The organism is Enterococcus sp. DIV2385, assembly GCF_051711925.1.
Lineage (GTDB): Bacteria > Bacillota > Bacilli > Lactobacillales > Enterococcaceae > Enterococcus > Enterococcus faecalis.
Genome location: NZ_JBIONV010000001.1, coordinates 543,994 through 570,974, shown reverse-complemented (window position 1 = coordinate 570,974; position 26,981 = coordinate 543,994). Strand labels below are relative to the sequence as shown.

Genomic DNA, 26,981 nt, shown 5'->3' with positions numbered 1-26,981 from the left:
CCTGTACAGGAAATGTTGTTTTTTAATGCCCAAGAATTGGTAACAACTCATCTAGCTGTTGAATCGTATAATTGGGTTGAATGGTTGGTGTTGCTGGAGCGGAGGTCGGATTGAGCCAAACAGTTTGAATTTTCGCTTGTTGGCCTCCTTGAATATCTGAATGCAAAGAATCGCCAATAATCATTGTTTTTTCTCTACTAAAATTAGGAATCCGTTCAAAAACAAAATCAAAATACTCTTTCATCGGTTTTTGATAACCCACTTCTTCTGAAACAAAAATATCTTTAAAATAAGGCATTAATTTCGAATCTTCCAACCGACGATACTGTGTTTTTGCCACTCCGTTTGTCACAATATATAAATCATAATGGGGTGCTAATTTTTCCAAGATACGTTGACTATTGCCAAGCAAGTCATGTCCTTTACTTAAATATTCTCGGTAGTTTTCTCCCATTCTAACGCTATCAACTTCTCGATTAAACGCGTCAAACAATAAACCAAACCGTGTATCAAGGAGAACATCTTTTGTTATTTTTCCTTCTTCAAATGAACGCCATAATCCTTGATTAATTCGGTGGTATGTTGACTCGACTTCAGATGTAAATGGTACATTTTCTTCTTCAAATAAGGCATGGAGCGCCTTCTTTTCAGCCAATTTAAAATCTAACAATGTATCATCAACATCAAAAAGCAATGTTTTCATTTCCGTTCCTCTTCTCTTTTCAAATTACTCGGTAACGCTTTGCTTGTTTGTTGTTTTTCAATAAAAAAATAAGGCAATAGCAATTGTAACTCTTCTCTTGTTAATGAACGATAAGCACCTAAAGGTAATTGCGGATCTAGCCGCAACGGCCCCATAGTTTGACGTTTTAAAGCAGTCACTTTTTTCCCCACAGATAAAAACATTTTTTTCACTTGGTGAAATTTTCCTTCTTGAATAGTCAGGAAAACATGACTCTCCGTTTCAGTCGCTGCAAGAACAGTTATTTTTGCTGGCTTACATTGAATGCCTCCTTGCAAAACAATCCCATCTTTAAATTTAGCACAATCTTCTGCAGAGACCAAACCATTGACTTTCACTTCATAACATTTCGCTACTTCTTTATTTGGCCGAATTAATTGATACCCTAATTGTCCATTATCTGTTAATAGAAGTAACCCTTCCGTATCGCCATCGAGTCTGCCCACTGGATAAAGACCAGGGCGTCTGTCTTGTGGCGCAATCAAATCAATAACTGTTTTTTTAGATGCATCTGAGACAGCGCTAACCACACCTTTTGGCTTATTCAACATATAGTACACATGGGTCTTATGCGAAATTAATTGTCCTTTTACTTTAATCATTTGTAATTGCGCATCGACATTTTGGCTTTCATTTAAAGTCACGATGCCATCCACAGTGACCTGCTTGCCTTTGATTAATCGTTTCACCGTTTTGCGTGATCCAAACTGAAGTTCTTCTAGTAATTTATCTAATCGCATTGTTCAGCTCCATTCTGGTATAAGTATAGTGGAATCCGTTAAAGATGAAAAGTGGAAAAAGGTAATTCCTTGACGTATAAAAATATAAGTGTTACGGTTAATAAGTAAAGTAAATAAAGGTTTCTCAAAAACAGCGTAATGACCTGGGAGAGAACAACGATAACAATGAACCATTCCCATGAGTGTTGCCTGGCAATATTTGTGGGGATTTTTTGATTATTGTTAGCATTTTTCTAGACAAGAACAACTGAAAAAAGAGTTTCTTTTTTCCATTATGTTTTGTTTCTGAGTTTAACCAAATCACTCATTATTTCAAGGAGGAATTAGGTTATGTCAGTACAATTAGAAGTTAAAGAAAGAGCTATCCGTCCACGTTCACTAAGAAATCAGCTACGTCACGAAGGGAAAGTACCTGCCATTGTTTACGGTTACCAAATTGAAAGTACACCAATCTATTTTGAAGAAAAAGACTTATCAAAAATTTTACGCGAACATGGTGCTAACACCGTTATTAAAATGACAGTTGATGGCAAAAACATCAACACATTAATGTCGAAAGCACAATTAGATACCTTTACTGGTCAAATGCTTCATGTTGAATTCTTATCTGTAAATATGAAAGAAACAACAGAAGTCGAAGCAGAAGTTCAATTAATTGGTGAATCTGCAGGTGTGAAAGCTGGGGGTACCTTAGCTCAAAACTTGTACACTGTTTTAGTGGCAGCCACACCAGATAAATTGCCAGAATCAATTGAAGTAGATATTACAAACTTAGAAATTGGTGATGCTCTTACAATCGCTGATTTACCTGAACACAAAGACTATGAAATTTTAACTGATCCAGAAGAACAACTAGTTGCTATTGTTGAAGCACAAACTGCTCCTGAAGAAGAAGGAACAGCTGCTGAAACGACTGAACCAGAATTAGCTGAATAAAGAGTACACTTTTGTTCAGCTGATTCTCTTAAGTTTTAGAAATGGGATGTACGTTGAAACAACGTACGTCCCATTTTCTTTTACTGCATATCTTGATTTCTTCACATAAATGATGACACCTGCAAAGCTAGGAAGCTACAGAGGAATATTAAATTTTTGCTAATCTACGCAATATTTTCAAACGAAACAATTTCTTTTTTTTAAATTTGCAGTATACTAAAAGTAAGTAAACAAAAAGGAGGTCATCCATATGTTTGAACGTTTTGATAGTGACCGTAGCCGCTATGCTTCATTAGGTGTTGTTTCCAGCTTACCTAGTGGCTTAATTGATAGTATTTGGTTGATTATTGACTTAAATCTAAAAGGGGTTATCCCTTTAAACGACTTACTTCACTTTGATTTGTTGAACAATAATGGCAAAGTGACTGTCCATTTTTCTCAGGAAAATAGTTCAGTAGAAATGGCAATCGACTTACCATTTAGTTATTCTACGGCATATCCGTCGCGAATTTTTGCTTTTGATGATGGCCATCGTGAAACGATTTTATTACCTGCAGAAATGTTAGAATCTTAAATAATTTCAACAAAGTAGCCTCAAATTCCGATTAAACTGGAATTTGAGGCTACTTTAATTTCTTTTAGTTATTCTACAATAATTTGTTTACTACTTCCTGCGGCATTTTCAAAATTAATAGTAAAGGTTTCTGTTGCATCATCATAAGTGATTCCGTCACTTTGACTAATTACTGTGCTGTAATCTTTTGGTATTTTTAAAGTCAGTGTCTTAGTTGTTTGTGTGGGATCAGAGAAAGTATACGTTTTTTGGTGTTGTTGTGTCTTTCTCATTAAAGAAATAGCTTTATTTGAGGTAATCCCTGCTATTGTACCGCCAGTTTCTGACCAAATGTTAACCCCAAGATAGCCTTCTTCTTCTTGCTTAACTGCTTGAATTTCTTCTGTATTTGAGAGAACTTCTACTGTTTTTTTGGCAGCATATGTTTTTAAATCAGTTTCATCGATTCCTGGTAAAACTACATAAGCATAATGCTCGTTCGTTGGGTGTTGACCATGTTGAATCGTAAATGTTCGATAATCACCTACATATTCTTTATCACTTGGAAATGCTTCATTAATTGCTTTATAGGTTCCTTTTCTAGTTTCACTTTTAACATTTACCGTTGTTTCTTCTGGAAAATAATAACCCATATTAGCATTGGAATGATCCGACTTTAGTAATAACCATTGTTTTTTACTCGTTTCATTTTTCTCATGAATCTCCCCAATATTTGATAGCACTTGATACTGATAGGCATCATTTAACAAACGATTATCAACAACTGTCTCAATCGAAGCTTCTGTATCCCCTTTAATTCCTGCGCCTAATGCGATAATTTGCCCATTTAATACAAACCAAGATTTTTTAGCTTGTAGGTTCATAGGTAAAAGTTTCCCATTATTTTTGGTCCCGTCTTTATTAAGAGCCATCCCAACTACTGCCTGATTGTCTGACGTTACTCCACCAACCCATTGCTCTTTCGATGTGATTGTTGTAAATGCTGAAACTTCATCTGCCAAAGAAATGGTATCTACCGTTGTTCCTGGTAGTCGATAGGGATCTACAGTTGGCCAATAGCTGGAATTAAATTGAACCTCGTCATCATTATATACGTACATCATTCCGTCACCAGTGTGCCAGCCACGTTTATTTTCTTTATTCCCTGCTTCAAAAGATGCAGTGCGCTTTGAATACAAGCCTAGCCCAAACATATAACTAGGTGTTCGTTGGACAAATCGATCCATCGAAGCATAAAGTTTCGTGCCTGTAAAAGGAAGTTGCCCTCCCGTAATTTCTGGATTAGTTAAAAGTTGCATAGTCATCTGTAAATCATTAAAATCACGAGCATTTGTCAAATAATAATCTGGGTTCTCCTTCATCCAATATTTAACGGCTTCTTGAAATTTCTTTTGATAATTATTAGGAGCAAATTTAGCCACAATTAATAAATTATACATGGTAGTTGAGCCATAGCCTGTTTTTCCAACTGCTGGGGCTCTTGAGATGGAACGGCCATTCACAGTTGGTAGCATTTCTCCTTTATAAATCAAAGGAAGAAAGGCCCGATCAACATTTTCAACAAATTCTGTCACAAGAGTTGCATCCATTTGAAAAGATGAATCTGCTGTAATGGCCAAAATTTGTCCAACCCCTTTCACCAAAACATTTCCATACGAACCTGTATAAGGAATGTTATTGTGCTGGATAAAAGAACCATCTTGGTAAAAACCATCACCTTTTGTGACTAATTTAAATACATCGACGATACTACTGGATGCTTGGTTAATTTTCCCGCTATCCTTTTGTAAAATTCCTAACCCCAAAACAGTTAAAGCTAAGTCCGTTCGGTTCGCTCCTGATGTCACAAAATTTGGGATAAAAGCTAAATCCACAAACGTTCCTTGTGGTTTTGTATACAACTGTTTAAATGGATCTGGGACATAACTGCTCAGCGCATTTGTATAGATTTGTTGCTTTTCCGGAGAAACTTTATCCTCTAAAATCATTAGAATATTAAGAAACTTCTGTGGCACACCAATTTGCCAGTCCCACCAATTTCCATGGTACTTTTTCCCATCATATCCTTTTTGCGTTACCATAAAATCTAAGCCATCAATAATGGTTGCTGCCAATTTGTCATCTTGGTAAAGCGTACTCCCCTTCGTTCCATAGGCTAACGCTAATTTTTGCAATTTGGTAAATTGAGTCGTTAAATCAGCAGATGGCGTATTGCCAGGCTCTAGTGGCCATAAATAGCTGCGGTTCGGCTCTTTATTCATCGTTTGATCGAGTTCTGTTGCTTCATTGGAGATTTTTTGGACGTAGTCTACAAGCGCTTGGTTAGTTGAATCATATTCTTTGGAAACAAGCTGATTTCGCCATTTTTCTTTTAATCCTCGGTATTCTGCAGATGAATCGATAACAGGAATGCTACCAACGGAGCCACTTTTCATAGAAATGATATTCAGCTTTGATAGATTACCAAATAGTCTAATTCCTACAGCGCCCGTCCAGTCATCATTAATGGACGTACCATCAGGATAATGAACCTCTTCATTTTCATAAAATAATTGATCATTCAGGAATGTCTGAATTTTTTTTCCGTCATAGCGAACCAGCAGTTTATATTGTTGGCCACTTAGTAATGTTGGTCCCGGAATATTAGTTAGCCATTTACCGCCTGGTTGTCCTAATTGCCAGCGACCGTCACGATTATAAGCAAAAGATTGCCATTGACTCGTCTTTTGTTTATCTCCGCGAAAAACCAATCCAAAGTTACTTTGTCCTTCATATAAAAAGGTTAGTTCAAGATCTCCTGAAGATTGTTCGCGTGCATCAAGATTGATAGAGACAGATTCGAGGTTTGTCCCTTGCTTCGTGTTTGCGATCCATAAACCAGCAGAATCATTCTTTTTTTCTGCTGTTCCCACCAAATCTTGCCAATGCCCAACTTGATTGGGGAAATCTGAAATGTAAGAGGGTTGCTCAATCGTTTGGCTCGCTTCGTTTTCTTCTGCAAAAGTAAGGGTGGTTCCCATAAATCCACTCGTCAAAGCAGTAAACAGTCCGACCAGCATTACCCATATTTTCCTGTTTTTCATTCTTTCTCCTCCTAAAAAATTATCGTAAAACGCTTACATCCGAATTAGAGAAAAAGAGTGAAGAAAAATACTTTCTACACTCTCCGACTCTCTGAAAATCACTTAATATACTTTTTACGCCAAAATACCAAAGGCACTCAAAACAATCGATAAAATTAAAATAATCCAAATCACTCGTGTGGAATTTAATTTCTTTTGACCTAACATCCAATAAGTTAAAAGAACAAGTAAGATTGGAACTAAGGAAGGTAAAATTGCATCTAACGTATCTTGAATAACTAATTCGACCCCGTTCTTTTTATAAACAAAAGGAACTGTCGCCTTGATAACTGAAGGAATTAAGGCACCAATCACAGTCACACCAAGAACAGTTGCTGCATTCGTAAAGGCAGATAACTTGTCTTTTAAGGTCGTCACTAGTTTGACCCCTTGCTTATAACCAAGTGGTAAGAGCGCGGCCCGACCAAACAATAGTGCAATATTTGCAATAATCCAAATAACACAGCCAACCACCGAACCATTTTGAGCCAGTGTCCCTGCAACAGAGCCGAAAATCGTCCCCCAAATAACGTGGAATAAAGAGTCTCCAACGCCTGCCAAAGAACCCATCAGAGCTGTTTTTAGCGCAATAATTGTTTCTTTCGCTTTATAGCCATCTTGCTCTTCAATCGCAACATCAATCCCCATAATTAAATTCCCAAAAATAGCATTGGTGTTAAAAAATTGATTGTGTGTGCGCATCATATCTTGAAATTGTGCTTCATCATGACCATAGAATTTTTTTAAAACAGGTAAGATGCCGTATAAATATCCTGAACTCATCATACGTTCATAGTTCCAGTTTAATTGGCTTCCTAAAATATAACGCCAGCTAATTGCATTTAATTCTTTTTTTGTCAGTTTATGCTTACTCATCGCCGTCATATCCTCCTTCAAAATCACCATTTCCTGTTGTTGCTTGTGTCGTGCTTTTTGCCCCATCACGTTTAAATACAAGCATCGCTGCTACCATCCCAACTATCGAAACACCTAACATTGGAACTTTTAAATAAGCCGCTAAGAAAAAGCCTAATAGTAAATAGGGGATATATTGCTTCGTTGGCAAGTAACGTAATAAAATCCCTACACCGACAACAGGTAATACTCCTCCAGCTGTTTTTAAGCCCGTCATTAGCCATTCTGGCATGTTATCGGTAATCGTTGTTACTACAGCATCCCCCGCTAATAACATTAATAAAATCGGAATGGCACGAGACAGTCCCCATAGAACAGAACCAGATAAAACTAAGCGTGGAATCCGTTTTACTTGCATCTTATCAATCGCTTTATCGACACTATGAAGTAAAAAGACATTACAAAAACGGGCCACTACATCTAGTTGCAACATCAACAGAGAAACAGGAACAGCTAAGCCAATACCATACTCCGCTCCTTTTCCAGAGATTACAGCGAAAGCGGTTCCTAAAACAGCCCCTGTGAAATAATCAGGTACCGATGCTCCACCAAAAGCAGCAATTCCTAAACGCATTAATTGAAGAGTGCCGCCAACCATTAAACCAGTTTTTAAATCTCCCATAATCATTCCAGAAATCATTCCAGCAATAGCTGGTTGCGTCAACGTATTTGAAATAAGTGAGTCATTAATAGCAATAAACGCATAAATAGTAATTAAAATAATTTGATACGCTGCTAAATGCATTGAAATTTCCTCCTAAATTTAAAAATATTCTTTCTTAGTCTGACAGTTTTAGCCGCGTAATTTTTTCATAAAATCAACGACTGGATCGTTTGGAACTAATTGGGCTGTCACAGTGACGCCTTTTGAAGCAATTGTTTCAAAAATTTGTTCTTCTTCTGGTAAAACTTGAATACTTTTTGTTACTTCGCGTGCTCCTTCTTTGTAACTCATATTCCCAACATTTACAGTTTTGATAGGCCCTTGCGCTTCGATAAAGCGGAGCACATCTTTCGGATTTTTAAATAATAAAAATAAACGCTGTTTACCATATTTTCCTGATTGAATATTTTTAGCGGCAGCCTCTACTCCAAGAACAGATAAACGCATCGAAGAAGGCGCTGCCATTCTCAAAGATGATTTTTGTAAAGGATCTGTAGCCGCCTCATCATTGGCTACAATTATTCGCTGTGTACTAAGACTTGTCGACCAAATTCCCGCTACTTGTCCATGAATTAACCGTTCATCAATCCGTGTGTTTACAATATTTTCTTTTCCAGCATATTGACTATGGTTACTTAACTCTTTTTCTTTGCTGGCTTCTGAAATCTCTTGTTCTGCTTGATTCATCCCAGCTTTTACATCAACAATATTTTCTTGTGCTAAACAAACTAATTCTTTAATCGAAGCCTGTTGATTAACCACTGCTTCAATCACAACAGAGAGCGTCATCCCTGCAATAATTTCCACTCCGTCAACGTTCAAATAATTCTTAGTTGCCACGTTACATGGCGTTCCTCCTAGTAAATCAGCAATAATCAGTGTCGTACCGTTAAGGGCTTTCATTTTTTCATTTAGCTCTTTCTCAAATTGAAGATTGTCGCTATCTGGTCGTAATGAGACTGTATGCACGTGTTCTTGCCGACCAACGATCATTTCTAAGCTAACTTTGACGCCTTCAGCCATGCTACCATGACTAATTAGTACAATGTTTTCCACGAATTTCCCTCCCTAGATGTAGGTGACCCTACTTAACATGTTATGTTCTCTACGAACTTACTATAACACATACTAAGTTATCCGTAAACCTAATATCTTAATATATTGAATTTATTTTTTTGAATTCTTTAAATAAAAATTGTCTTTCCTCTTTTTCAAAGTGTTTGCTAAAGGCTAGTTAACATGTTATGCTTAATTCATTCGATTACTAGAATGGAGGCAATCGCATGTTACCTAAATATGAACAAATTAAACAAGACCTTTTACGTGAAATAAAAAATCATACCTTTATTCCTGGTGATAAATTTTATTCTGAAGCCGATATTAAACGAAAATATGCTGTTAGTTCTATCACAGCTGTCAAAGCACTGAATGAGCTAACCAGTGCAGGTTACTTGTATCGTATCCAAGGAAAAGGGACCTTTGTTTCGAAATCAAAAGTTTCTCAAAATGTAAAATTTTCTGATATCGAGTTGCATTCTTTAGACTCTGAAAAAGTTAAAGTCCTTTCAATTGAAGAAGATAATCAAGCCGAAATTTTAAAGGAATTAGGCTTACCAGCTAACGCTTCTTATTATAGAATCAAGCGTGTACGCTATTCTGAAGATACACCCTTTCTCGTACATATCACACATCTTCCCAAAAAGCTTGTTAAAGAGCCGCTCTCAAAGGACCTCACAGCTTATGCAAGTGTGTATGAACGAGTCCGTAAAGATTTTTCAGTAGACCTCTTCTCGTTGGCTTCTGTAGAAACAAATGAAATTGTCTTTCCCGAAGATGCTGAGTTATTGAATTTACTTCAATTAAGTTTTCGTGAACCCGCTGTTAAACAAGTTAAACATTCCTATCTCGCAGATGGTAGTGTTGCTGAATATATTATTAGTTATAAACATTGGAAATATTTCAAAACCAAAATAGAAGTAGAAGCCGAATAAATTTCAGCTTCTACTTCTATTTTTTTAATCTATGATTACTTGATTCGTAAATTTCAAGTACTCAATTTCAATTCCCTCTGTTTCAAAAATTACTACTTCATTTTGTCCTTGCTGTAAAAATTCTTTGGGACAATACAGCGAATGAATGGGTCCTATTTCCCAATAACGACCTAGATGATGACCATTGACCACAACGAATCCTTTGCCGTAGCCTCGACAGTCAATATACGTGTCTGCTAGCTGTTCTAATTCAAATGTTACTTGATAAAATGAAGGCTGCAATGGATTTTTTCCAGCTGTGTAATCAATCTTGGCTAATTGCTCTTGTGAAAAAGTTAAGGGATAGTGTTGATAGCCTTGGTGAAAATGAATGTCTTGCATCACTCCACCTCGAATTCCTTTACTTTGTGTCGGATTATTTAATTTAAAGCCATAATTAACGCGACCTAAGTTTTCCACTAAGATATCTAACGCAAGTGTGTCTTTTTCAGTTTGTCCTGAAATGAGTAGCTCTTCTCCCACTGTCTCTTGATATTGGGTAGCAGCTAAATCTCCATCTACATAAATGTGTAAACGATCACTGGCCTCGACGACTTTTAGTTTATTTTCATGATGATAATTTTTTAAATCAAACGAATAAAGCAAGTAGCCATAGCCTGAGCCAGCTTCTTCCATACTTAATGGATACGCGGTGGTCTTCGGTGTCATCATTTGATCTTTTACTGCGAATAAAGATACGCTAGCAGTTACTGAAAAGCTTCCTAAATTCCCCAGTTTTTTCGTGCGTGGTTGTGCTTGCCAAACTTCTGGACATACTTCTTTAATTGCTTTTTGAACGGCATAATATTTTTCTGTTGGTTCTCCTGCTTCTGTTAATAAAGCATCATAATCATAGCTAGTGACTTGAGGTAAATCTTTTGCACCTCGCGCCGAACACCCGTTATAAAAGCCGAAATTTGTTCCTCCATGAAACATATAGAGATTTAAAGAACCCACTGCCAGCATATCTTTTACTTCTTTCGCCAAGTCGGTACCTTCTCGCTGAATCACTGGTTCACCCCAACGATTGAACCACCCATCCCAGTATTCCATGCACATCAATGGCCATTTTTTACCATGACGAGTCATAAATTTTCTCAAAACGGCAGCATTTTCTTTCGAATGACTGCCAAAATTTCCTGTCACAAAAACATCCTCATCAATTAACGTACCCGCATCCAAAACCTCTTCCCAAGCGCCATCAGATGTAAAAAGAGGAACCTCAATCCCCAGTTCTTCCATTATCTGCTTGGTTTGTCGCAAGTACGCTTTCTCCATGCCATAGGACCCATATTCATTTTCAACCTGCATCATGATCACTGGTCCACCTTGTGTTATCTGCAGCGGTGCTAGTTTAGGCAATAATACTTGAAAATAGTTACGAACTTTAGTCATAAAAATAGGATCTGTCGAACGTAATCGTACACCTTTTTCTTTCAAAAGCCATGCTGGTAAGCCACCAAACTCCCATTCTGCACAAATATAAGCCGAAGGACGCAGAATAACTAGTAAATTCAGTTTTTCTGCCAAGCGGACAAATGCTTCAATGTTTTTCATTCCTTCAAAATCGTATACGCCTTCTTCTGGTTCATGAATATTCCAAGGAATGTAGGTTTCTACTGTATTAGCTCCTAAAGCTTTCAGATTATAGAGGCTATCTTCCCATTGGCTAGGTGTCATTCGAAAGTAATGAATCGCCCCGCTAATAATTTTTATTGGTTGTCCATTTAATAAAAAGTCTTCTTTAATCTCAAACGTTTGCATCATTTTTCCCCTTTACCAGTATCTTTGCCATGATGGTTTTGCTAAACGCATTAAGGTTTCCATGTAAAAATAATCGCCCCATAAGTTGGGTTCATCAATCCCTTTTCCTTCTGCATGTGCGTAAACACCATGGAGTAGCAGTCCTTCATTTTCGGAATCATTTTTCGTACGATAATATTCTCCTAATTGATAAATCATTCCTTTGGCAAGCTCTTTTGCTTGAGGAAAAGCCTGTAGTTTGTCTGCTTCCAATAAACCACATGCCGCAATTGCCAGCGCCGAGCTATCTTTGTCAGATGGCATTTGGTCATTAAAATCAAAATCCCAATAGGGAATTAAATCTGCTGGCAAATGAGCTAGAAAAACCTCCACTATTTGTGGATACATTTCTGGAAATGGTTGGGAATGGAGAAATGTTTCGTTTAGGGGAATCCCTAAAATTGCCCAACTTTGGCCTCGTGCCCAAATGGAAGTATCACTATGTCCTTGATGCGTAGCTCCATGTTTTGGTTTGCCTGTTTCTGGATCAAAATAATAGGTATGATAAGTTGTCGCATCGGATTTAATCACCGTTTTCATTAACGTATGATAGTGACGTGAGGCAATTTCCTCATAAACCCTATTTCCAGATAATTTAGTTGCTTCAAATAAAAGCGGTAAATTCATTAATGAGTCGATAATTAATCGATATTCTTTGGGATCACCATAATGGCCCCACGCTTGAATGAAGGAGCCATTTTCTTGGAATCGTGCTGACAATACTTCAGCGGCAGCTAGCACTTCTTGTTTACAGCGCTTATCACCGGTAATTTTATACCCAGCACCCGCCGATAGACTATATAAAAAACCAATGTCATGGTGGTCCAAAACAAAATGCTCCTCTAATCGTTGTTGAAAGCTGTCAATATTTTCCATTGCCAGTAAACGAAATTTTTCTTGGTGAGACCACTCATATGCCAGCCAAAGCATGCCTGTCCAAAAGCCATTGGTCCAATCATCGTTAGCTTTGAGACGATATCGACCATTCGTAGCACAAGCTGAAGGAAACTGTGTTCCGAAACGCTGCATATTTTTAGCAATTTTTGAAACGCATTCATTTAATTGCGTTTGAATCCATTCATCTGTGACATTTTCTCCTAGAGAGATCAGTCTTTGTTTATTTTCTTGACTACACATCTCCATCACTCCTTAACTTGTTAACATATTAACTTATTGTATTATAACGTAAAAGAAAATAAAAAGCGACCTTTCTTGATTATTTCTCTTAAAAACAAGAGCGTGGGACAAAAATCACTTTGGATTTTTGCTCCACGCTCAAAAACTGATAAACGGCGGGAACAGAACCAACACTACGCGTTGCTCCGATCTCAACAACTTCTAAGAGCTAAAGCTCTAAGAGTTGAAGGTCCTTCGGAAATAAGCCGAAATTGTTGAGAATCACGAAGAACGTAGTGATTCGATGATGAACAATACCTACTTGGTCTCCAAAAATCAAAGATCAATTTTCGGAAATTTCTTCTTATTTCTCGGAGCTAAACGGTTCTGTCCCGACCTCTTGTTATTTATTCCGACCGAATACTTCAATTTGGGTCAACGCTGGAAATGGAGAAGAGTCCAGCGCTTTTCGTAAGCATTTTAATGTCAAAGTTTGTGTTGTTTTCATTGGGAACTTTATTTCTTGAAAACAGGTGGTATTCGTTGTGGCAACTACTCGTTCCTCACCATCTGAAAAAGCTAAAGTGACTTCCTCCCAATAGCTATCATGTGGGTAGTCCGCCCGAAATAGCAAGCGGATCCAGTCCGTTTCTACAGGTCTGCCAAAGTCAATCGTTAACTGTGCCTCCTTTTTTTGGTTAATTCCCCAAGAAGCAAATGGATACGAGCCATGAGAAAGGTTACCAAACTTAGAATCAATCGCATTTTTCGCAAAGAAAACAGCATCGTCTCTCGTTTCAACGTTTGCATACGCATGAGGATAGGCTCCTGAATATTCTTTTTGGTCATGTGTATTCATAGAAAGATTTTGATAATTGTCTTTTTCAAACGTGTGCGCTTGTCGAACCATTATTTGGTGCCTTGCTGAATGAAAGGCCGTATCAACAAAAGCTTTTCGAGCAGATTCTTCTAATGGAATTTGATATTCCCAAACTTTTTCTTTTAGATAAATCAATGAAGGAGCCAAAGTTTCATCTAATTGAACCATCAAATAAGGGGTAGCCCCTGTATAAGTCACTACAATTTTATCGCCAACTTGATAAAGGTACTGTTTAATTGCTAATACCGCTAACGTGTCTCCCTCCGCCACGAATGGCGCTTCTGGCTTCTCGTGATCGATTCGACCAGTAATAATCTGATTGTCTTTATTTTTCAATTCGATTTTTATCATTTTTTATTCCTCCCTTGTCACACCACCTACCAAACAAATCAGGCGATGCGTTCCTATTGGTAGCTCTTTTTGCAAATAAGGTAAACTTGTTCTTGGGAAAAACAACGATGTATTGGGTTCAGGTTGAAGAATACCTGCGTGGTCATACCCTTCAATTGCAACTATTTGCGAACACAATTCTCCTGAATCGACTCTAGCCCACTCTTTACCAAGTTCTTTTTCTGAAAATTTTCCAAGTAACGGTAGACTGAATCCTCCTTCGCGCACTTTTAATGGAACCGATGTCACTATTTCATGTACTCTAACATGCCATTCTCCAAAAGGATAAATGGTTGTTTCAATTTCTACTTCTTGAAAAGGTAGCCATTTATAATAAACTTGCTCCTCTGTTAAATAAAAATCATGAACTTTCCCTTTAACACGAAAATATTCACCATCACGAGAAACAGCCAATACGTTATCAAAAGCCCCCTCCTCATAACGCGCACCAGCTTTGGGAACGCTAAAACCAAAGCGGCTAGAATAGACAAATTTACTATATTTAGCCGCAGCATGTGCTTGATTTTCAAGCCATAGTCCTGCAGGATAGCCGAGGACATGCGTTTTCATTTTAGGATGGATGAATAACATGTTTCCCTTTTCTATCAAACGCTTTTCTTCTCGTTTTATCGCCAGCGGTTCAGCACGCCAAAACGGATGGTCTTGATCCACTGCGAGCAACAAAAATGTTTTAAAAGCCCAATACGGAGAGCCTGGTGCGTTATAACCTTCTGCCATTACTAAATTTTCGTAATGATAGCCAATGGACAACCGACCATCATAAGTGAAAATAGTCTGTTGCATCCAACAGTGTAAATGTTTTGCTAACAGCGTTTTTATTTGTCCCCAAGGTAACGCCTCTACTTCTGCAAATATCAAAGCTGCGAAAAACGCTCCTTGAGCAAACCGATACGTTTGACTACGTCCGTAAGGTAACGCTTCGCCCTCCTCATCAAAATAGTACAGATAGTCCTGCGCGAACATAACGGCTCGTTCTGTAAAACGTTTCGCACGAACAGGATCTCTTTCTCGCATAAATTTGACATAAATCAAACTATAATAATGAAAAGCAAACGAAATATAATAATCTCTTTGCGTAGTTTTACCATCCATATACCAACCATCACCTAAATACATGCGTTCAATCAACGCCAATTCTTCCTCTAGTTCCGTTTGGTTAATCACTTGTCCACATCCCTCGAGTGCCAAACGAATGAGCACTTTGAAAAACGTCCAATTATTTTTAGGAATTTTACAACCAAGTGCCTTATTTAACCAAACCATGATATTTTCTTGCTGTTTCTCAGAAAAACAGGACCAAAAATATGTCTTATGAAGCAATAAAGTTAAAGATAATGCTGCTGCTTCCACAATATATTGATCATAATCAACAATAACGCCCCAATAATCTGGGGATGACGGATCAGTTCCTGCGATTAATTTTTCCACATAAGCATCTCTTAAAACATCATCTTTACAAGTAACCCAATACGGTCCAATTCCCCATAATGGTCGAATGAGCGCTTCCATTTCAGCATGTTGCTGATCATAGACAGCACCACTGGACCCAAAATTTACACCAGGTTTTTCTGATGTTAAAATAGCCGTTTTTAAAGGTGTCATGATTGTTTCAAAAGCTTCCAAATATGCTTCTCTGGTCAAAAAAAGATTACTTTTTAACGATTCCATGCTTTTCGCCCCCATTAGTTTAATTCAAAGAATAACAAGGGCACTTATTTTTTTCAACTATCGTTTAATGAATAAAACGGCGTATTATGAGAGCAGCATTTCACCTTTCCTAAACTTAACATATTAATTTTTTCTTTATTTTTGTTGAACCTTGAGCCATTCACTTTATCCAACAAAACTTCCATTATCAAAAATGAATAATAAATGAAAAATAAGCAGTCTAACGCAGGAAATTCTCATAATAAATATTTTTAAAAAAAGAGTCTATGACAAAAATCCAAAGAGATTTTTGTCATAGACTTAAAATATGAGAGAAAAGACATCAAAAGTAATGGTTTGATCAACCTTCACAAGTTTTATGATGCTTTTCAAGATATCATTTTGATACAATTTTACGCCTTACGGTTTACAATAAAAGAGTAAATAGCGATACAGATAATCGCTCCTAGCAACGCTGAGATAATTGGAAACCCGCCGATGACTGGTCCTAAAGAAGGCAACAAGAGTGATGCTACCCAACTTCCTAAAAAGCCCACGATAATATTTCCAATAATGCCACCTGGCACGTCTTTTCCTAAAATTGCGCCAGCAATTGCGCCAATAATTCCTCCGACAATTAATGCCCATAGAAAGCTAAACATTTGAAAAACCTACCTTTCATAGTTGATTTTTTTAGTTAATTTTCCTTCTTTAAGGATAAAACAGAAAGCAGACTTTTTCAAAAGATAGGACTTTTCAGAAGTCAATTTATTCTTCTACATAAGCTAAACGATAGGATACTGTGCGACCAAAAGAAAATACTTGCAAGCCTTGTAAGCGATCTGATTTCAAGTAACCAATGGCTCCTTGGAATAAGGGTAAAACACCAGCATCTTTTTCAATTAATGTTTTTTCTAAACTTAGTAATTCATTCCAGCGTTTTTCAGGTTCATTGGCGTAATCTTTTCTAACTTTTTGGAGACCCGCATCATACGCCGAATCGTTATAACCAGAAGTATTTAAGCCACTTTTCGAGTCATAAAATTCTAAAAAATTAATGGGGTCAGCATAATCAGGCGTCCATGTTCCAAAGGCTAAATCGTAATTACCTGCTGTTTGTAAATCCAAACGATTTTGCAAAGGCAATGATTTTAATTTGATTGTTAAACCTGGTAAATTTTGTTGCAATTGCCCTTGAACAAATTCAATGGTTTTCTTGGCAATCGCTGAGTCCGCTGAGATTAGTTCCAATTCAATTTTATCTTTGCCCAACTCTTCTTTCGCTTTGGTCCAGTTAGCTTGGGCTTCTTTAATATTATATGGCAATAAATCACCATTTTCTTTACGGAAATCTTCACCTGTATCTGGATTTTTTGCAAAATTAGCTGGTACAAAACCATTTAAAGCTGTCGAGCCATCTCCTAAAATTTCTTTTGCAAAAGTTTCTTTATCAATCGCTTGTAAAAAAGCTTTTCGAACATGTTCGTTGCCGGTGATTTCACGGCGATGATTAGGGCTTAAATAACCTACCATAGCTTTAGGTACAAAATGCGCTTGTTTTGACTCTTTATACTGAAGTGCATAAGTATCTGCTAAAACAGTGTAATCTAAGTCGCCATTATCAAAAAGATTGGCTCCTGTGCCAATTTCTTTCACTACTTGAACATCAATTTCATTCAATTTTACGTGTTCTTTATCCCAATAATGATCATTCTTCTTCAATTTCCAAGTTTCGGAATTGCCATCCCAACCTGAAATTACAAATGGTCCATTGCCAACAAAATTATCTGCAGAAGTCCCATAGGCAGTACCTTTTTCTTTGGCAAAGGCTTCATTTTTAGGCATAAAAGGTGTTCCAACTAAGACTTGGGCTAAATAAGGAATTGGATTTTCCAATGTTAGTTCTAGTGTCTGGTCATCGATTGCTTTGACACCAAATTCTTCCATCGTAGCTTGTCCTTCCCGCACCGCACGCCCATTTTTAAAAATATCCATTTGATTACTGCTACTTGAACCATACGCTGGATCGACCACGTTTCTAAACGCAACTACAAAATCCCCTGCTTTAACTGGATCCCCGTTTGTCCATTTTGCTTCTCGTAACTTGAATGTATAGACTAACCCGTCTTCACTAACTTGTGGCTCTGCTTTCGCCATAGCTAGCTCAGGATCTCCGTTTTTATCTTGTCGATACAAGCCTTCAACTACTTGACCAATCATATCGGAACTATAGACATCTGTATAATGAGCGCTGTCTAATGTCGAGAGTTCACCACCAGATGCGACGTTAATTTTCTGTGTAGCTGGTTCGTTTGAGGTCGTTTTCGAACCGCCACTTCCACATGCTGCTAAAACCAAGCCCAGTGCAACAAGTCCGATTAACCACTTTTTCTGTTTCATACCAAAACTCCTCCTTCTGTTCAAACAACTTACCTACATTTTACATGATTTTCCATACATTTGTCCTTTTTCAGCACTTACTTTTTGAAAGAAAAATATTTTTTTAAGAATAAGAGTTGACAGATATTTTTTCTGGTGGTACAGTATTGAAAAACAGAGAACAGAAGAGTAACTGTTTCCTTTAGTGAAGAGAGTCTTTGGTTGGTGGAAAAAGACGTAAAGAAACAGCGAACCACATCTGGGAGTTGACTTTTTGAACCCTTAGTAGGAAAGTCCGGGACCACTCGTTAACAGGCGAAGTTATGAACTTCATAAGGTTCGTGTTGCGAAACACGAATAAACTAAGGTGGAACCACGATAATTGATTATTCGTCCTTTGGCTAGTCAGCCAAAGGACTTTTTTGTTTTTTAGATGCGCTTTTCAACCTGAGAGAGTGCCTCAACTCCTCAAGTCTGTTGTCCTCTTTTCTATATGCTTAATGGGATAAGCTAGAAAAGCAACAGGTTTTCTGTTCCGTTCGAACAATTTCATACTTACAATCAAGGCTTAGGACATAGTAATTTAGCTCTTCCTTTACAGAGACTTTTTCATTGGCTGAAAGAAAAAGATGGATTCTTCTTTACTCACACCTAAAAGATGTTTTTCTGAATCCTTTAGTAAGAAAAACCGGTGACTCTATCGTTAACAGAGAGTAGTTGTCAACGCAACTACATAAGGCTTATCTTGTGAAAGATAAGTAAATTGAGGTGGCACCACGAATGCGATTCGTCCTCTTGGCTCACAGCCAAGAGGCTTTTTTGTTTTTTAATAAAAATTGTTGGAGGAAAAAATGATGGATTATATTTTAGAAATTTTACCTGCTTTAGTTAGCGGAGCTGGCATGACACTGAAAGTCTTTTTCTTTACGCTCCTTGGCTCGATTCCACTGGGGATTATCATTGCCTTTATTTTACAAAGTTCGTTTAAACCTTTACGTTACTTAATTAACCTCTACATTTGGTTAATGCGCGGCACTCCGCTATTGTTACAATTAATTTTTGTTTTTTACGGCTTACCATTAATTGGTATTGTCTTTGAACGTTACGATGCGGCCTTATTCGCATTTATTTTAAATTATGCTGCGTACTTTGCTGAAATTTTCCGCGGGGGGATTCAAGCAATTCCCCAAGGTCAATATGAAGCTGCTAAGGTTTTACGTTTAACACGTTTTCAAACAGTCACCCGGATTATTTTGCCACAAGTTGTTAAAATCGTGCTGCCTTCCGTAGGAAATGAAATTATCAATTTGGTCAAGGATACTTCTCTTATTTATGTTCTTGGCTTAGGCGATCTTTTACGTGCTGGTAAAATTGCGATGAGCCGCGATGTTACATTAGTGCCATTAGCTTTAGTGGGAGTGATTTATTTATTCTTTACGGCAATTTTGACTGTTGCTTCTAAGAAAATTGAAAAATTCTATCAATATTATAAATAGGAGGACTCTACCATGTTAACTATTAAAAATTTAACCAAACATTTTGACAACCGGACCATTATTGATCACTTAAATTTAGAAATTCCAGATGGTAAAATTTTAACGATTGTTGGTCCTTCAGGCGGCGGAAAAACCACTTTACTTCGTTGTTTGGCTGGTTTAGAAACCATTGATTCTGGTGAGCTTTTGTTGGATGGTGTTCCTTTCAATCCTGCTGAAATGGACAATGCCGATCAAGTGGTTGGGGTCGTTTTCCAGGATTTCCAACTTTTCCCTCACTTATCAGTTTTAGAAAACATTACCTTAGCACCTACATTAGTACTAAAAGAAGAAAAAGCAAAAAGTCAGCAAGAAGCTTTAGAATTACTGGAAAAATTGGGCTTGGCTGGTAAAGAAAAACTCTATCCGTACCAACTTTCCGGTGGACAAAAACAACGAGTTGCACTTGCTCGTGCCTTAGCAATGAAGCCAAAAGTTCTTGGGTACGATGAACCAACGAGCGCGCTAGATCCAGCTTTACGCCAACAAGTGGAAGAAGTTATTTTAGATTTACGGAAACAAGGCATGACACAGATTGTCGTGACCCACGATATGGCTTTCGCTGAAAAAATTGCAGACAATCTTTTGACGGTTGCCCCCGTCCAATAGAAAGGAGTTTATGATGAAAAAGAAATATTCTTTAGCCTTGCTGGTTATCTGTTGTAGTTTACTCCTATTTGCAGGTTGTGGTAAAAGAAAAAGCAACGAAGATCAATGGACACGGATTAACGAAGAAAAACGGATTATTATTGGCTTAGATGACTCCTTTGTGCCCATGGGTTTTCAAGATAAATCAGGCAAAATTGTCGGCTTTGATGTCGACTTAGCCAAAGCGGTTTTTAAACTTTATGGCATTTCCGTTGACTTCCAACCGATTGATTGGTCTATGAAAGAAACAGAATTACAAAATCAAACCATTGATCTTATTTGGAACGGCTACACTAAAACGAGCGAGCGGGCCGAAAAAGTTCAATTCACACAACCCTACATGACGAACGACCAAGTACTTGTTTCTTTAAAAGAAAAAAACATTGCAACAGCGAGCGACATGCAAGGCAAAATTTTAGGGGTTCAAAACGGCTCTTCTGGCTATGATGGCTTCGAAAGTCAGCCTGACGTTTTGAAAAAATTTGTTAAAGACCAAACACCTATTTTATATGACGGCTTTAATGAAGCTTTCTTAGATTTAAAATCTGGCCGAATTGATGGGCTCCTAATTGATCGCGTCTACGCCAACTACTATCTTTCCCACGAAGATAATTTAAAAAACTATACTATTTCTCATGTCGGCTATGACAATGAAGATTTTGCTGTGGGCGTCCGAAAATCAGACAATCAATTAGTCCAAAAAATCAATACTGCCTTTGAAACGTTACGAAAAGATGGCACCCTTAGTAAAATTTCTCAAAAATGGTTTGGAGAGGATGTTACAAATAACACAAAAATAAACTAAATAACGAATAAAAAGGTGTACTGCTGACTTAGTACACCTTTTTATTTGAATCAAATTCTTAGCAAATTCTAACTTATGAAGAACTTTTATTTTTGCTACACTAGTAAAAGTCGAGAGAATTTGTCCTTTTTCTGCCTAGAACAATCATTACTCTCAATAAATGAAAGGAGAAAAAAATGCCTACTAATAAAAAAGAAGGAATGCTTTTTACTACGTTAATGTGCTTTCTGATGGTTTTCGGAATGAGCACCTATAATTTATTATTGCATGGAGAATTTTCATTGTACGCCTTATCAAAAGGTTTGCTTCCTGGATTTATCGTTGCTTTTATTTTAGACGTTTTCATCGTTGGTGTCTTAGCTAAGAAAATCGCTTTTTCTTTACCCTTTAATAAAGAAAAACGGCTATTACTTATTCTGACCATTTCGAGTCTCATGATTATCGGCATGGTGACTTGTATGTCTTTATTTGGCTTATTAATGGAAGGCCAGACGTTGTCACTAAGTGCGTATTTCCAAGCTTGGGGCCTGAACTTTATTGTTGCCCTTCCTTATCAATTGCTGATTGTCGGTCCCTTTTCACGTATGATCTTAACCAATTACCAACAACGACAAACTTAGAAAATAGATTTCTTATCTAAGTTTTAACAGTTGCCTAAAAAAAAGTTAACCTTTTTGATTTATCTTAGTGATAGTTCATTAAAGGAGGAACTGAAGTTGAAAAAATATCGTGTTAGCTTATTTCTTGGCTTGATTAGTCTTTTATTATTTATGATCTCTATTTTAGTTGGATCAACATTATCTAGCGATGGACTTTTAAAAGAACCCGCCTTTTTCTGTACGCCGCTCGGTTACTTTTTTCTCTTCATCGCCTTGCTTTCAGTTATAACAATCACATGTAAAGAACATATGAATCAAAAAGGTAAAACAAAACAACCTTAAAAAGAGCCAGACGTTTTGACACGTCCGGCTCTTTTTTTAATAAAAACATGTAAACTTAATTTGCAACAATATTTACTAATTTATCTGGAACAGCAATCACTTTGCGCACTGTTTTTCCTTCAATAAATTCTTTAACAGCTTCATGGTTCATTGCAATTTTTTCTAATTCTTCTTTGCTTAACCCACGAGCGACATTTTGTTTGCCACGTAATTTTCCGTTCACTTGGAAAATTACTTCCACTTCATCTTCTACCAAGGCCGCTTCATCATAGGTTGGCCAAGGGACATAAGTTAAACTTTCCTCGTTACCTAAAATTTGCCATAGTTCTTCACCAATATGTGGCGCGATTGGCGCAAGTAATTGTACAAATCCTTCCACATATTCATAAGGTAAGGCATCCACTTTATTGGCTTCATTCACAAAAACCATTAATTGAGAAATCGCTGTATTAAAGTGCAAGTTTGCCATATCTTCTGTCACTTTTTTAACCGTTTGATGATAAACTTTCGTTAAACGGCCATCATTAATTGTGGTAATTCGGTCACGCATTTTGCCTTCTTCATCAACAATCAGACGCCAAACGCGATCTAAGAATTTACGACTTCCTTCTAAGCCATTTTCATTCCAAGCAATGGAAGCATCTAATGGGCCCATGAACATTTCATAAAGACGTAACGTATCCGCACCATATTTAGCCACCACATCATCGGGATTTACAACATTGCCACGTGATTTAGACATTTTTTCGTTGTTTTCTCCTAAAATCATACCTTGGTTGTATAATTTTTGGAAAGGTTCTTTGGTAGGAACCACACCAATATCATATAAGAATTTATGCCAAAAACGAGCATAAAGTAAATGCAGCACCGCATGTTCGGCACCACCAATATAGATATCAACTGGTAACCAACGTTTTAATTTTTCAAAATCAGCAATTTCATTTTTATTATGAGGATCAATGAATCGTAAGTAATACCAAGAGCTTCCAGCCCATTGTGGCATAGTATTCGTTTCACGTTTTCCCTTCATGCCAGTTTCAGGGTCGACGACATTGACCCATTCATCAATGTTTGCTAATGGCGATTCCCCAGTTCCACTTGGGCGAATATCCGATGTTACTGGTAAACGTAGAGGTAACTCAGATTCAGGAACCGTTGTGGTTGTTCCATCTTCCCAATGGATCACAGGAATTGGTTCACCCCAGTAGCGTTGACGAGAGAATAACCAGTCACGTAAACGATAAGATACTTCTTTTTTCCCTACGTGATTTTCTTCTAGCCACTCATTCATTTTAGCGATGGCTTCTGCTTTGTTTAATCCATTTAAGAAATCAGAATTGATATGCGGTCCATCCCCTGTATAGGCTTCTGTTGTAATGTCGCCACCTGCGATTACTGGTAGGATATCAATGCCAAATGTTTTCGCAAATTCGTAATCCCGTTCATCATGCGCTGGGACCGCCATGATTGCGCCTGTGCCATAGCTTGCTAAAACATAATCGCCAATCCAAATTGGAATTTCTTGGCCATTAACTGGATTTATCGCATACGCACCTGTGAAAACACCTGTTTTTTCTTTTGCTAAATCCGTTCTATTTAAATCAGATTTTTTTGAGGTTTCTTCAATATATGCTTCTACAGCTGCTGTTTGTTCAGGTGTCGTAATTTTTTTCACTAGTTCTAGTTCAGGAGCTAGAACAGTATAGGTTGCACCAAACAAGGTATCAGGACGGGTTGTAAACACCGTGAAACTTTCTTCTGTGCCAGCGACTTTAAAGGTCACATTGGCTCCTTCAGAACGTCCAATCCAATTTCGTTGCATATCTTTAATACTTTCTGGCCAATCAACAAGCTCTAAATCTTCTAATAAGCGATCTGCATAAGCAGTAATTTTCAGCATCCATTGACGCATTGGTCGGCGAACCACATCATAACCGCCACGTTCACTTTTTCCATCAATGACTTCTTCATTTGAAATAACAGTTCCTAGTTCAGGTACCCAGTTAACCGCAACTTCTGCTTCATAAGCTAACCCTTTTTCATATAATTTTGTAAATATCCATTGTGTCCATTTGTAATATTCGGGATCAGTGGTATTAATTTCGCGATTCCAATCATAGCTGAATCCTAATGAATTAATTTGGCGACGGAATGTTTCGATATTTTTCTTAGTAAATTCAGCTGGGTCATTTCCTGTGTCTAACGCATATTGTTCTGCTGGCAAACCAAACGCATCCCAGCCCATTGGATGCAACACATTATAGCCTTGCGCACGTTTCATACGTGAAAGAATATCGGTTGCTGTATAGCCTTCCGGGTGACCTACGTGTAAGCCTTGTCCAGATGGATAGGGAAACATATCTAGTGCATAAAATTTTTCTTTATTTGGGTCGTCCAATGTATTGAAACAATTGTTCTTAGCCCAATATTTTTGCCATTTTTTCTCAATCTCTTTGTGATTGTAGCTCATGTTATTCCTCCTAGTAATATAAAATTTTTCATTCTTAAAATTTGCCACCTGCAGCCATTGTCACTATTCTGACTTAAACTAGCCACTTAGTGATAAAAAAAAGTCCTATAGGAAAAATTCCTATAGGACGTGAACATACAAATGCAACGTGGTACCACCTAAATTCGTCAAAGAAACGGTCAGTCACCGTCACCTTAACCTCAAACGTCTTAACGATCGTCACCGACTTTTCCTACTTGGTTTGTTCAAAAAAGTAACTTAAAGGCGAGTTCAAAAGCTTCTGTACGTATTTCCACCAGCCATACGCTCTCTATCACATGGTTCTTTCTACTATTCCTTCTCATTGTTTTTTTCTATTATAAGACTCATGTTACCAAAGATAGCTATTTTTTTCAATCTTAAATTAACCAACTTTTAAAGTTTGACCAATATAAATTGTATCCCCGCTTAAGCCATTTAATTGTTTGATTTTTTGGATGCTGATTCCGTATTGCATTGATAAGCCCCAAAGTGAATCACCGCTTTTAACTGTATGGCGTTTGCCTGATGCACTATTTGTTGAAGAAGCATTGCCACCTGCAGAAGCGCCTTTTTTCACGATGATTGTTTGACCAGCAAAAATTAAATCGCCTTTGATCCCGTTCCATGAACGTAGATTAGCAACACTCACGCCAAACTGTGCAGAAATTTTATTCAGCGTATCACCTGATTTAATCGTGTAGGATGTTGTCGCACCGCCACCATTATTCGTAGGCTTGTTCGTATTCGTTGAACCTGAGTTGGCGCCTTTTTTCACGATAATCTTTTGACCAGCAAAAATCAAACTACCGCTGATGTTATTCCAGGCTTGTAAGTTAGCCACACTAACACCGAATTGTGCAGAAATTTTGTTCAAGGTATCGCCTGATTTAATCGTGTAGTACGTATTCGTTCCTGATTGATTATTGTTAGAACTACCGTTGCTTGAGCCACCGGTGTTACCTGAAGTACCTTTTTTCACAATAATTTTTTGACCAGCGAAGATTAAATCGCCAGAAATGCCATTCCATGAGCGTAAATTAGCAACACTCACGCCATATTGGGCGGCAATTTTGTTCAAGGTATCGCCTGATTTAATTGTGTAGTACGTATTCGTTCCTGATTGATTATTGTTAGAGCCACCGTTGTTTGAGCCACCAGTGTTACCTGAAGCACCTTTTTTCACGATGAGTTTTTGACCAACGAAAATTAAATCGCCAGAGATGCCATTCCATGAGCGTAAATTAGCAACGCTCACGCCATATTGGGCGGCAATTTTATTCAAGGTATCCCCTGATTTTACAGTATAGTACGTGTTCGTTCCTGATTGATTATTGTTAGAATCACCGCTGCCTGAGCCACCAGTGTTACCTGAAGCACCTTTTTTCACGATAAGTTTTTGACCAACGAAAATTAAATCGCCAGAGATGCCGTTCCATGAGCGTAAATTAGCAACGCTCACACCATATTGCGCGGCAATTTTATTCAAGGTATCTCCTGATTTTACAGTATAGTACGTGTTCGTTCCTGATTGATTGTTCGAGCCGCCTGTTCCTGGATTAACTATTCCGCCCCCAGTATTTCCACCAGAAGATGGTGTATCATATTGAGTTAAGTTATATGCGGTAATGACATTATTTAATTTAGCATTGTAGCTAGGATCTGTCGCATAACGACCTGTTAACCAAGCAGTTGCATCGCGGTACGAGCTTGTATTGCTTTTCCAAGCCCCAGCATAATAGTAAACGCCCGCTTGGAAAGAAGTTGTTTTTAGCACGTGCGCATTATCTTGGAATGATTCCATGTAAGAAGGATATTTACGGAAAGGTTCTTTTTTCACTAACCATTTGCCGTTTAAATATTCCCATGTATCCATATAGACAGATTGTCCATTGTAGCTGCCTTTAATCCCAAATAAGTTATAGTTTGGTGCCTTAGATAGCGTACTTGCTCCCCAACCACTTTCAACGATTGCTTGAGCCATCATCACTGATGCATATAAATCATTGGCTTGCGCAATAGGTTGTGCACAACGAGCTAACTCGGCAATAAATTCTGAAGGACTTTGCGTCGGTGATAACGCTGAAAAAGTTTGCGCAGAAGCTACTCTAGCTTCGGGTACTTTTACTTCATCATCTGGTGTAACCGCAGGCGCTGCTTCGGACTCGGTTGTTGAAGGAGCTACTGGCGCGATTTCTGCTACTGAAGAATCAGTCGTTCCTGATTCCACAGGTGTAGTTGAATCAACTGTTGGTTGCTCGGTACTTGGTGTTGTTGGTGTTTCTTTTGATGATTCAGTTGTCGATTCAGTCGTTGTTGACGAATCCGTTGTCGGTTGTTCCGTAGTTCCTGGCGTAGTTTCTGTTGTTGGTGTCTCTACTAAGCCAGTTTCCGTAGTAGGTGCTTGGGCAACTTCCGCATTTGTTGGCTGCTCTTCTGTTGCCTCAGCAGTCACTGGTAGTAACGCAACGGGCGTTCCTACAGATGAAACAATTAACGCCGAGCTGAATAAAGTAGTGCTCTTCTTCCATTGTACTGGCGTTTTCTTTCTTTGTTGTGCTTTCCTTCTTTCGATACGTGACATTGATTCTTTCTTCATTGATAC

The 26,981-nt window shown here is 37.8% G+C and carries 22 protein-coding genes and 3 other annotated features; of the genes, 8 read left to right on the top strand and 14 right to left on the bottom strand.

Translation table 11 applies throughout. The annotated features are described in order from the left end of the window. Positions 1-22: 22 nt before the first annotated feature. Positions 23-703, bottom strand: a complete 681-nt coding sequence (locus IGM04_RS02775; RefSeq protein WP_086317674.1) for a YjjG family noncanonical pyrimidine nucleotidase — start codon at positions 701-703, stop codon at positions 23-25. After that, complete coding sequence (locus IGM04_RS02770; protein WP_002361308.1) at positions 700-1,482, bottom strand: pseudouridine synthase; 783 nt, start codon at positions 1,480-1,482, stop codon at positions 700-702. The genes IGM04_RS02775 and IGM04_RS02770 overlap by 4 nt, the downstream gene beginning before the upstream one ends. Before the next feature lie 330 nt (positions 1,483-1,812). On the opposite strand from IGM04_RS02770, the gene IGM04_RS02765 reads away from it, so the two are divergent. Both IGM04_RS02765 and IGM04_RS02760 read left to right on the top strand, forming a co-directional pair. Further along, a complete protein-coding gene (locus tag IGM04_RS02765) occupies positions 1,813-2,418 on the top strand; it encodes a 50S ribosomal protein L25/general stress protein Ctc (RefSeq protein WP_002420095.1) in 606 nt (201 codons plus the stop codon). 250 nt (positions 2,419-2,668) lie between these two features. Next, positions 2,669-2,992: a DUF960 domain-containing protein gene (locus IGM04_RS02760; protein WP_002355697.1), complete on the top strand. Its 324-nt coding sequence runs from the start codon at positions 2,669-2,671 to the stop codon at positions 2,990-2,992. A gap of 68 nt (positions 2,993-3,060) precedes the next feature. Here the strand turns inward: IGM04_RS02760 and IGM04_RS02755 are convergent, their stop codons facing one another. The 4 genes from IGM04_RS02755 to IGM04_RS02740 all read right to left on the bottom strand — a co-directional run bounded on the left by IGM04_RS02755 (position 3,061) and on the right by IGM04_RS02740 (position 8,716). After that, a complete protein-coding gene (locus IGM04_RS02755) occupies positions 3,061-6,075 on the bottom strand; it encodes a polysaccharide lyase 8 family protein (protein ID WP_086317673.1) in 3,015 nt (1,004 codons plus the stop codon). Between the two features lie 114 nt (positions 6,076-6,189). Continuing rightward, the gene (locus IGM04_RS02750; RefSeq protein ID WP_002383066.1) at positions 6,190-6,990 is read right to left on the bottom strand and encodes a PTS system mannose/fructose/sorbose family transporter subunit IID; all 801 of its coding nucleotides are present in this window, start codon (positions 6,988-6,990) and stop codon (positions 6,190-6,192) included. Continuing rightward, the gene (locus IGM04_RS02745; RefSeq protein ID WP_002358771.1) at positions 6,983-7,774 is read right to left on the bottom strand and encodes a PTS mannose/fructose/sorbose/N-acetylgalactosamine transporter subunit IIC; all 792 of its coding nucleotides are present in this window, start codon (positions 7,772-7,774) and stop codon (positions 6,983-6,985) included. Before IGM04_RS02745 ends, IGM04_RS02750 begins: the two co-directional genes overlap by 8 nt. A 48-nt stretch (positions 7,775-7,822) precedes the next feature. Next, the gene (locus IGM04_RS02740; RefSeq protein WP_256924901.1) at positions 7,823-8,716 is read right to left on the bottom strand and encodes a PTS mannose/fructose/sorbose transporter subunit IIAB; all 894 of its coding nucleotides are present in this window, start codon (positions 8,714-8,716) and stop codon (positions 7,823-7,825) included. A gap of 260 nt (positions 8,717-8,976) precedes the next feature. On the opposite strand from IGM04_RS02740, the gene IGM04_RS02735 reads away from it, so the two are divergent. Continuing rightward, on the top strand, positions 8,977-9,684 hold the full coding sequence (locus tag IGM04_RS02735) for a GntR family transcriptional regulator (protein WP_002355690.1): 708 nt from the start codon (positions 8,977-8,979) through the stop codon (positions 9,682-9,684). Positions 9,685-9,708: 24 nt separating this feature from the next. Here IGM04_RS02735 and IGM04_RS02730 read toward each other — a convergent pair whose 3' ends face one another. From IGM04_RS02730 to IGM04_RS02705, 6 genes are all read right to left on the bottom strand, one after another. Beyond that, positions 9,709-11,487, bottom strand: coding sequence for a glycoside hydrolase family 35 protein (locus IGM04_RS02730; RefSeq protein ID WP_086317671.1), 1,779 nt, complete (start codon positions 11,485-11,487; stop codon positions 9,709-9,711). 12 nt (positions 11,488-11,499) lie between these two features. Further along, the gene (locus IGM04_RS02725) at positions 11,500-12,663 is read right to left on the bottom strand and encodes a glycoside hydrolase family 88 protein (protein WP_086317670.1); all 1,164 of its coding nucleotides are present in this window, start codon (positions 12,661-12,663) and stop codon (positions 11,500-11,502) included. 382 nt (positions 12,664-13,045) lie between these two features. Next, positions 13,046-13,873, bottom strand: coding sequence for a hypothetical protein (locus IGM04_RS02720; protein WP_002386984.1), 828 nt, complete (start codon positions 13,871-13,873; stop codon positions 13,046-13,048). Positions 13,874-13,876: 3 nt separating this feature from the next. Continuing rightward, positions 13,877-15,616, bottom strand: a complete 1,740-nt coding sequence (locus tag IGM04_RS02715) for a DUF2264 domain-containing protein (RefSeq protein WP_002407712.1) — start codon at positions 15,614-15,616, stop codon at positions 13,877-13,879. A 377-nt stretch (positions 15,617-15,993) separates the two neighbouring features. Next, positions 15,994-16,242, bottom strand: coding sequence for a GlsB/YeaQ/YmgE family stress response membrane protein (locus IGM04_RS02710; protein WP_002355684.1), 249 nt, complete (start codon positions 16,240-16,242; stop codon positions 15,994-15,996). 106 nt (positions 16,243-16,348) lie between these two features. Next, positions 16,349-17,980, bottom strand: coding sequence for a peptide ABC transporter substrate-binding protein (locus tag IGM04_RS02705; protein WP_002383058.1), 1,632 nt, complete (start codon positions 17,978-17,980; stop codon positions 16,349-16,351). 147 nt (positions 17,981-18,127) lie between these two features. After that, positions 18,128-18,360, top strand: a binding site (T-box leader). A 154-nt stretch (positions 18,361-18,514) separates the two neighbouring features. Continuing rightward, positions 18,515-18,757: a binding site (T-box leader), on the top strand. Positions 18,758-18,810: 53 nt separating this feature from the next. Between IGM04_RS02705 and IGM04_RS02700 the strand changes: the two genes are divergently transcribed. From IGM04_RS02700 to IGM04_RS02680, 5 genes are all read left to right on the top strand, one after another. After that, positions 18,811-19,455 (top strand): amino acid ABC transporter permease, encoded by a 645-nt coding sequence (locus IGM04_RS02700; protein ID WP_002398092.1) that lies wholly within the window; start codon positions 18,811-18,813, stop codon positions 19,453-19,455. A gap of 12 nt (positions 19,456-19,467) precedes the next feature. Then, on the top strand, positions 19,468-20,103 hold the full coding sequence (locus IGM04_RS02695; protein ID WP_002358764.1) for an amino acid ABC transporter ATP-binding protein: 636 nt from the start codon (positions 19,468-19,470) through the stop codon (positions 20,101-20,103). Positions 20,104-20,113: 10 nt separating this feature from the next. Continuing rightward, positions 20,114-20,947, top strand: coding sequence for an amino acid ABC transporter substrate-binding protein (locus tag IGM04_RS02690; protein ID WP_002355679.1), 834 nt, complete (start codon positions 20,114-20,116; stop codon positions 20,945-20,947). A 176-nt stretch (positions 20,948-21,123) separates the two neighbouring features. After that, positions 21,124-21,567, top strand: coding sequence for a hypothetical protein (locus tag IGM04_RS02685; protein ID WP_002355676.1), 444 nt, complete (start codon positions 21,124-21,126; stop codon positions 21,565-21,567). Between the two features lie 96 nt (positions 21,568-21,663). Further along, positions 21,664-21,888: a DUF3955 domain-containing protein gene (locus tag IGM04_RS02680; protein ID WP_025193898.1), complete on the top strand. Its 225-nt coding sequence runs from the start codon at positions 21,664-21,666 to the stop codon at positions 21,886-21,888. A 55-nt stretch (positions 21,889-21,943) separates the two neighbouring features. On the opposite strand, the gene leuS is transcribed toward IGM04_RS02680, so the two are convergent. Then, positions 21,944-24,358, bottom strand: a complete 2,415-nt coding sequence (gene leuS / locus IGM04_RS02675) for a leucine--tRNA ligase (RefSeq protein WP_086317669.1) — start codon at positions 24,356-24,358, stop codon at positions 21,944-21,946. A 120-nt stretch (positions 24,359-24,478) separates the two neighbouring features. Then, positions 24,479-24,711: a binding site (T-box leader), on the bottom strand. Between the two features lie 50 nt (positions 24,712-24,761). After that, positions 24,762-26,975, bottom strand: coding sequence for an autolysin (locus IGM04_RS02670; RefSeq protein WP_033785873.1), 2,214 nt, complete (start codon positions 26,973-26,975; stop codon positions 24,762-24,764). Between the last annotated feature and the right edge of the window lie 6 nt (positions 26,976-26,981).

Excerpts from the sequence above, each read along its gene's own strand:
- IGM04_RS02775 (WP_086317674.1), bottom strand. The coding sequence starts at position 703 with ATGAAAACATTGCTTTTTGATGTTGATGATACATTGTTAGATTTTAAA.
- IGM04_RS02770 (WP_002361308.1), bottom strand. The coding sequence starts at position 1,482 with ATGCGATTAGATAAATTACTAGAAGAACTTCAGTTTGGATCACGCAAA.
- IGM04_RS02765 (WP_002420095.1), top strand. The coding sequence starts at position 1,813 with ATGTCAGTACAATTAGAAGTTAAAGAAAGAGCTATCCGTCCACGTTCA.
- IGM04_RS02760 (WP_002355697.1), top strand. The coding sequence starts at position 2,669 with ATGTTTGAACGTTTTGATAGTGACCGTAGCCGCTATGCTTCATTAGGT.
- IGM04_RS02755 (WP_086317673.1), bottom strand. The coding sequence starts at position 6,075 with ATGAAAAACAGGAAAATATGGGTAATGCTGGTCGGACTGTTTACTGCT.
- IGM04_RS02750 (WP_002383066.1), bottom strand. The coding sequence starts at position 6,990 with ATGAGTAAGCATAAACTGACAAAAAAAGAATTAAATGCAATTAGCTGG.
- IGM04_RS02745 (WP_002358771.1), bottom strand. The coding sequence starts at position 7,774 with ATGCATTTAGCAGCGTATCAAATTATTTTAATTACTATTTATGCGTTT.
- IGM04_RS02740 (WP_256924901.1), bottom strand. The coding sequence starts at position 8,716 with ATGGCTGAAGGCGTCAAAGTTAGCTTAGAAATGATCGTTGGTCGGCAA.
- IGM04_RS02735 (WP_002355690.1), top strand. The coding sequence starts at position 8,977 with ATGTTACCTAAATATGAACAAATTAAACAAGACCTTTTACGTGAAATA.
- IGM04_RS02730 (WP_086317671.1), bottom strand. The coding sequence starts at position 11,487 with ATGCAAACGTTTGAGATTAAAGAAGACTTTTTATTAAATGGACAACCA.
- IGM04_RS02725 (WP_086317670.1), bottom strand. The coding sequence starts at position 12,663 with ATGTGTAGTCAAGAAAATAAACAAAGACTGATCTCTCTAGGAGAAAAT.
- IGM04_RS02720 (WP_002386984.1), bottom strand. The coding sequence starts at position 13,873 with ATGATAAAAATCGAATTGAAAAATAAAGACAATCAGATTATTACTGGT.
- IGM04_RS02715 (WP_002407712.1), bottom strand. The coding sequence starts at position 15,616 with ATGGGGGCGAAAAGCATGGAATCGTTAAAAAGTAATCTTTTTTTGACC.
- IGM04_RS02710 (WP_002355684.1), bottom strand. The coding sequence starts at position 16,242 with ATGTTTAGCTTTCTATGGGCATTAATTGTCGGAGGAATTATTGGCGCA.
- IGM04_RS02705 (WP_002383058.1), bottom strand. The coding sequence starts at position 17,980 with ATGAAACAGAAAAAGTGGTTAATCGGACTTGTTGCACTGGGCTTGGTT.
- IGM04_RS02700 (WP_002398092.1), top strand. The coding sequence starts at position 18,811 with ATGATGGATTATATTTTAGAAATTTTACCTGCTTTAGTTAGCGGAGCT.
- IGM04_RS02695 (WP_002358764.1), top strand. The coding sequence starts at position 19,468 with ATGTTAACTATTAAAAATTTAACCAAACATTTTGACAACCGGACCATT.
- IGM04_RS02690 (WP_002355679.1), top strand. The coding sequence starts at position 20,114 with ATGATGAAAAAGAAATATTCTTTAGCCTTGCTGGTTATCTGTTGTAGT.
- IGM04_RS02685 (WP_002355676.1), top strand. The coding sequence starts at position 21,124 with ATGCCTACTAATAAAAAAGAAGGAATGCTTTTTACTACGTTAATGTGC.
- leuS (WP_086317669.1), bottom strand. The coding sequence starts at position 24,358 with ATGAGCTACAATCACAAAGAGATTGAGAAAAAATGGCAAAAATATTGG.
- IGM04_RS02670 (WP_033785873.1), bottom strand. The coding sequence starts at position 26,975 with ATGAAGAAAGAATCAATGTCACGTATCGAAAGAAGGAAAGCACAACAA.